Origin of the sequence: Arachidicoccus sp. (genome assembly GCF_050436765.1) — a bacterium.
In the GTDB taxonomy this organism is placed as follows: Bacteria; Bacteroidota; Bacteroidia; order Chitinophagales; family Chitinophagaceae; genus Arachidicoccus.
The window spans coordinates 1-6,726 of record NZ_JBNQGD010000152.1; the positions used below are offsets into that span (position 1 = coordinate 1).

The following is a 6,726-nucleotide window of genomic DNA, read 5'->3' on the forward strand; positions in this document are numbered from 1 at the left end:
GGTTACAAAGGCCGTTTGGGGTGTTAATTGGTTAAGAGGTGTCTTATTTAAAAAATTCTTATTACAGCCGCAAAATATTGCAGCCAGGATTATGGTTCCTATTATCGAAATATTTTTAGTCATGATTTTAAGTTTTTAAAATGAAAGGTTTATCCCAAATGAAGTTTTATGCATGTATGGGTAGCCTAATCCACCACCGGCAGTGGCTCCTTGCGTTGAAACATCAGGATACATCCCTTTTGGCATGTGTGTAAAAGTGTAAGGATTCTCTACACTTACAAAAACCTGCGCTTTCGTAATACGGGTTTTTCTTATCAACTTATTGGGCAGGCTATAACGTAACGTCAGATTCTGAATTCTTAAAAACGCACCGTTCAATAAAAACTTTGTCTGCGTTATTTGATTATAACTTTGATAAGGACTATTTACATTATCGGTATAAATACGGCCATAATAGGCACTCGTATTAGTAGGCGTCCAATAGTTCAGTTCATTCGCATACAAAGCACCATAAGTCAACCATTGATTGGGGAAAGTAAGCGTATTATTAATAAATTGCTGCTGTTTCCCAACTCCTGTGATGATGAATGAAAAATCAAATTCTTTATAAGAAACACCCCCACTAATACCATATTGGTATTGTGGCGTACTGTTACCTATTACTTTTAAATCGCCAGAATTCCCTAAAGTACCCGCACCGGAGGTAATGGTACCGCTAGTATCAAAATCTTTATACATAATATCTCCGGGGTTGGGCGCTTGGCCATTTTGTCTAGCAATACCAGCGAGTAATGTCCCACCCCTTAAATTGGAATTTAGAGAACCTGCTACAAAATCGTCTGCCGTATAAAACCCGTTTGACGTATATCCCCAAATCTCTCCAATATGTTTTCCTACATATAAGGTGTTGCCGGTAACAACACTCTGCGGGTTGTTCACTTTTGTTACAATAGAATTATAGTTATACAAACTAGCTGTTACATAATAACCGACTTGACCGATCTTATCTCTCCAGGTCAGCTGCAGCTCAAATCCTTTTGTAGAAAGCGCTCCGGCATTTTGCAAAGGTGCTCCAGTGCCTAATGTTGCCGGTACAGGGTTGGCATTGCTTGTCAAAATATTTTTAGTATCTCTCTGATACCAATCAAATGTAGCTGTCAATCGGTTCTTCCATAAACCAATATCAATACCTGCATCTTTTGTTTGTACTGTTTCCCATGTAAAAGTTGTACTAATCAATCCAGGAGGATTTAAGCTACCTACCTTAGCTGAATTATATAACCAGTTAGGAATATTCACAGACATACCCGGGATATACTGATAAGACGCTATATTCTGATTGCCGACAGAACCAAAAGAAGCACGCAATTTCAACTCGTTAATATAAGGTTTAAGTGATTTCATAAATGGTTCTTGCATAATTCGCCATCCCACACTTGTTGAAGGGAAAAAACCCCACCTATGGCCTTGAGGAAATTTTGATGATCCGTCAAAGCGACCGTTTAACTGCACCAAATATTTATTCTTATAATCATAGTTAATTCGACCAAATATACCTCTGACAGCATAATCGCTATAACTGTCGGAAGCTTGGTAGGGAATCAGTCCCGTTACACCAGAAATAAAAGGCAGGTCTGGATTTAACATGCCGGATGCGGTTATAGATTCTGCTTCTGAATTACTTTGTTCCTGATTAAATCCTGCCGTTACAGTAAAGTTATTATTACTTATAGATTTTATATAGGTTCCGTAAATATTGATAGAACTGAATTTCGTCGTAGCATTACTCTTGGTGTAAGCATCCGATCCGATGGTTTGCTCTGTATAACCGTAGGGGTTTAAAAAACCGCCTACTTTTTTATTGTATGTCGTTACCAAATTGTGGTTGTTATCTATCGTATAGTCTCCGGTTATCGTTAGGTCTTTAACAATTTTTGCTACTGCACGGCCTGTTATTCTAATATCGTCGTAAGCATTTGTAACTGGCACTGTTGCCTCTATTTCATTCTTTGCCGACGCAATACCCGGAATAGAATCTAATGGTAACGCGGAAGGTGTGTTTGTTGCATCGCCAAACGCATTGGTATAAACTGGCGATAAGGTAGTCGAATTATTGTAAGCTGCGTCTAACTGAAGATTCAACCAAGGAGTCACATCGGATGATACATCAGATTTTATATTGTATCTTTTAAAATTATCCTGATTGGCTCGAGGTACCAAAATACCATTTTCGTTGGTAAGTCCTAATGAAAGACGATAAGTCGTTTTATCTGATCCGCCACTTACAGAAAAATTGTGCATTTGCTGAAAAGCAGAATTTCCCAATAGTTCTTTCACTGCGTCCGTAGCGGCCAATTGATAGTAAATACCGTTATCAATAGCAGAACCACCTCTGTAGTTCTGCGGATTTTTCTGATAATCATCCAACAGTCCCATCCATGTGGTTAAATTTTGTCCACCATTATAAGCGGCCGTCATTCCTCCATCAATCCAGGCTTGTACTTGCTGTTTAGGCGTCGCTTTTACCGGAAGGTTAACGGGGCGGGAAATAACGAAATTATCACTATAGTTAAATTGAACTTTCTGATTCTTTTTGCCGGATTTTGTCGTAATCAGCACAACGCCAAAAGCCGAACGCGCCCCATAAATTGCGGCAGAACCTGCGTCTTTCAATACTGTTACAGATTCAATATCATTTGGATCCAACAAATTAGTTGGACCCGTATAAGGTACATTGTCGACAAGAATAAAAGGGCCTTGGGTGCTTATGCCGGAAGTCAACGAGCTCCCAAAATCTGTGCCTCCTCTAATATTCCAGGAAGAGCCTGCACCGGGTTGTCCAGAACTGATGGAAACCTGTAACCCAGGTGTTGCGCCTTGCAGCAACGCGCCTAAACTTGTTACCGGTCTGTCCCCCAAAACATTATCCATTTTAATAGTAGAGACAGCACCTGTAACCAGTTCTTTTTGCTGTTTTCCATACCCAACGATTACCAGATCATTTAAGGAACTCACAAGTTGAACTAATTGAACATTCAATTCATTTTCCCGCCCCACGATAAGTATTTTATTATTATAACCAACGTAGGAAAACGACAATTTATCTCCCGGTTTTGTCTCAATTTGATAATTGCCATTTTCATCGGAAAAAACCCCCTTTCGACTACCTAAGATGGTAATTGTTACACCGGCGATGGGTCTTCCAAGTGTATCGGTTATTTTGCCGTGTACCGGTAGCTCAATTGGCACTTGTATTTTAACCATGGGCGCTATATTGAAATAAGATCCTTGGCCAGAAGCCATAACCCGTTTTTTAACAATGACAACATTGTCGACCATACTATATGTCAAGTCAGGTTGGTCTTTGAAACACAGCGATAACGCTTCCTTCAAGGTGCCGGATTTCAGATTAATGCTAACAGGTTTGGCTAATTGTAATGTGGAACGTTTGTAAAAGAAATCGCAGCCGCTTTGTTGCTGGATCTTTCGCATTACTTTTTCAATGGAAACATGCTTCTCGGAGAGATTAATTTTCTGGGCGAGTCCTTTTGCCGTAACATGTATTGCGGCCACAGTCAATAAAACGAGGGTTAATCTCATAATGAGCCAAGTTTTGTGGGATAATAGATGAACCTGTCCGTCAGGACGCCAGGTTTTGCAAAGAACAGTTAATTGCATAACTTTGATTTTGTTTGGGTTAAACATGATTGAGTTCGCGAGACTTTAATTTTGAGGATCCTGAACATTTTCCGGGAGTGACTCCAATCGCTTCCGGTTTTTTTTAGGGAATTTGGCTGTGTCTATGTGTCCATATTTTATTATTTTTTTGATGTATTTAAGGTGTTACAATTATTTTTCCTGGTTTTTCTTGCGAAGGCACAGATTCAATTGTGAAGTGGATACCTGACTGTTTTAAAATGTCCAATACTTTTGATGCGGGAAGTGCTCTGGGAATTTTTCCGTTAAAAAGTTCATGGGGCAAATGGGCTTCATATTGAACAGACACATTATACCAACGACCAATTGTTCTCATGACCTCTTGCAATGTGGCATCCTGAAATAGGAAGTTCCCATTTTTCCATGCGAGCACTTCTTCCAAATTGACAGCCTCGCTAACCCGAATATCCTGGGCAATGCTTGCCTGTTGCCCTTTTCGTAGAATGGCCGATTGGCCCGCTTTAGATATACGCACACTACCTTGGATAACTGTCGTTTTAGACACCGGTTCATCTTTGTAGTCATTTATATTGAAAGCGGTTCCAATATCTTGGATTGTTTTGTCCCCGGCTTTTACAATAAAAGGTTGACGAGGATTATGAATAACTTCAAAGTAGACCTCCCCTGTAATTTCTACGATTCTGTTTTTATCATCGAAGGTTAGTGGATATTTAATAGAGCTGGCGGCATTCAACCATGCTTTGGATCCGTCAGGAAGTGTTAATTGCCACTGTCTTCCACGGTTGGTAGTAATAGTATTATAGAGCGGCTCCTTACACTTGCCGATATAGCTCAAACTACCATTTTCTTTAATAATCTTCAGATTACCCCTTTGAAGAACTAACCCATTTTGAATACTGTCTAATACGATTGTTTTTCCGTCTGACAGGTGCAAGATAGCTCCGCTATGACCTGGCAACAGATCCTGGTGAATAGCAATTGATCTAACTTTTGTAGATTTGGAAAAGCGGTAAAGAAAGAAATATCCCCCCATACCTAAAAGCAGCAAAACTAAAGCGGCCGCAGACATGCGGCGCAGCCAAGAACCCGCGTTTGGCTGTAATTGCTTTTTTATATGCTGTTGAAGCTTTAGAGAAATCCTATTTTTAATTTCGCTTGCCTCCATATTTGAAGACACATCAATAGAAACTTCTGAAAGGTCAGTAGATCGGTACCATTGTAGAACGGCAGATCGCTCCTCTTCAGTAGCAGTGCCGTCTAAATATTTTCCAATTAACTCTTTAAGGTCTTCTGAAAGCATACAGTATATTTAAGAAAAGTTCTTCTTCCTCAATACTGTACCATGAAAAGCCAGAATGTACTATAGCTGCTTAAAAAAATAGAAAAAAAATTAAAAGAAAAACAAAAGCCAGCTATTCGCCTGTTTTAAAGAGCGGCGAATGACTTTTCGCGCTTTGGCGATTTGGTTTCTTGCCGTGTTAGGTGAGATATTTAATTGGGTGGCAATTTCGAAAACAGAGAGTTCTTGTTCTTTTCTTAATTTATAAACAATTTTACATTGCTCGGGGAGCTGCTCAATTATTCCATGTATATATTCTTCCAGGAATTTGGCCTCAATAAAGGATTCGTCCTGCGTTGAATACTGTTGATCATATAAGCTATTGGAGACCAAAAGTTGCTTTCTTCTTTTTTCTTTGGCGATCTGCTTAAAAACGCCAAATTTGCAAGCTGTAGCCAAATAAGCGCCTAGATGGTAAATCTCTACTATATCCCTTTTATCCCAAAGCCGTAAAAATACCTCCTGTACAATTTCTTCTGCTGCTTCTTTACTTCCACAGTAATGATAAGAAATAGCAAATAAGATTTCCCAATTGCGTTCATAAATTTCAGTAAAAGCCTTCTGGCTTCCCTCTCTCAAAAGATGCAACAGTTGTTCCTCCGTATGTGAATGAAAGCTTGAAATCATATATAACCAAAATAATGTTACTTTATGCGGCAGTGAATTCAGTGCGTCAAAGTTAAAGAAAATATAATTAAATATTTAAAAATTAGAGTTTTTCGCCTCGTTTTGAGACCTGCAACATGCTTTTTAGTAAGGCTCTTTCTTTGTTATCCAAGCTATGTTTAAAGCGTTTCTCTTTTTACAACACAGTCGAATTTAGGGTTGCCATAAAGTAAAGCTGCATTCGAAATAATATTCTCCGGAAAATATTTGTTCAATTGTAAAAATAGCAATATGTTTGAACATATGAACAATATACCACTTTTAAATCACGACAGCAAAATACCGCTTCACCTACAGGCGGAAGAACAATTGAGGAAATTGATAACGGAAAATCATTTCAGGGAGGGTGACCTTTTCCCAAAAGAGATGGATCTCGCAAGGCGTTGGGGTATATCGAGAAACACACTCAGACAAGCGATGGGCAATCTGGTCAATGACGGATTATTGGAAAGAAAAAAGCGAATGGGCACCACGGTAAGAAAGAAGATGATTACAACCAACCTCAACAGTTGGCTCAGTTTCACACACGAAATGGAGGACAAAGGAGTATCGTTTAAAGATCTGATAAACAAGGTGTCTTTTATAAAATCAAACCAAAGCATATCAAAGTATCTGCAAATTGATGCTGGTAGTTCAGTCCTTCGTTTAGAGCGAGTTAGAGGTACAGGTAGAAACCCCATGGTTTATTTTGAGTCCTTTTTTCATCCAAGAATTGGTTTGACAGGCAAAGAAGATTTTAAACGCCCCCTTTATGAGATGTTGGATGAATCTTTTCATATAGTACCCGTTTATTCGCAGGAAGAAATCAGAGCCTTAGTAGCCAATGAAAAAATTTCCGATCTTCTAAAAATTAAAAAAGGCGTTCCCGTTCTCGAACGCAAACGCTTGGTACTAGATTCAGGAAGGCGGCCTATTGAGTTCAATAATTGTTATTATCGAAGCGATTGGTTTACTTATAATATAGAAATAAAACTCCCCGGATAAATGAGAATACATCATAAATATATAGGTCTTGATGTGGGTGGAAGCCATGTTACTGGAAG

General features: G+C 39.0%; 4 protein-coding genes. 1 reads left to right on the forward strand and 3 read right to left on the reverse strand.

Annotation, left to right across the window (positions count from 1 at the left end):
• Positions 1-135: 135 nt before the first annotated feature.
• From ACQR30_RS06380 to ACQR30_RS06390, 3 genes are all read right to left on the reverse strand, one after another.
• Entirely contained in the window at positions 136-3,600 is a 3,465-nt protein-coding gene (locus tag ACQR30_RS06380; RefSeq protein WP_429732894.1) for a TonB-dependent receptor, read from the reverse strand.
• 235 nt (positions 3,601-3,835) lie between these two features.
• Positions 3,836-4,978 (reverse strand): FecR family protein, encoded by a 1,143-nt coding sequence (locus ACQR30_RS06385; RefSeq protein ID WP_429732897.1) that lies wholly within the window; start codon positions 4,976-4,978, stop codon positions 3,836-3,838.
• A 90-nt stretch (positions 4,979-5,068) separates the two neighbouring features.
• Positions 5,069-5,644 carry an RNA polymerase sigma factor gene (locus tag ACQR30_RS06390; protein ID WP_429732900.1) on the reverse strand — a complete coding sequence of 192 codons (576 nt, stop codon included), beginning with the start codon at positions 5,642-5,644 and terminating at the stop codon, positions 5,069-5,071.
• A 270-nt stretch (positions 5,645-5,914) separates the two neighbouring features.
• Here ACQR30_RS06390 and ACQR30_RS06395 point away from each other — a divergent pair, with 270 nt between their 5' ends.
• Positions 5,915-6,667: a GntR family transcriptional regulator gene (locus ACQR30_RS06395; protein WP_429732902.1), complete on the forward strand. Its 753-nt coding sequence runs from the start codon at positions 5,915-5,917 to the stop codon at positions 6,665-6,667.
• Positions 6,668-6,726 lie beyond the last annotated feature (59 nt).

Excerpts from the sequence above, each read along its gene's own strand:
- ACQR30_RS06380 (WP_429732894.1), bottom strand. The coding sequence starts at position 3,600 with ATGAGATTAACCCTCGTTTTATTGACTGTGGCCGCAATACATGTTACG.
- ACQR30_RS06390 (WP_429732900.1), bottom strand. The coding sequence starts at position 5,644 with ATGATTTCAAGCTTTCATTCACATACGGAGGAACAACTGTTGCATCTT.
- ACQR30_RS06395 (WP_429732902.1), top strand. The coding sequence starts at position 5,915 with ATGTTTGAACATATGAACAATATACCACTTTTAAATCACGACAGCAAA.
- ACQR30_RS06385 (WP_429732897.1), bottom strand. The coding sequence starts at position 4,978 with ATGCTTTCAGAAGACCTTAAAGAGTTAATTGGAAAATATTTAGACGGC.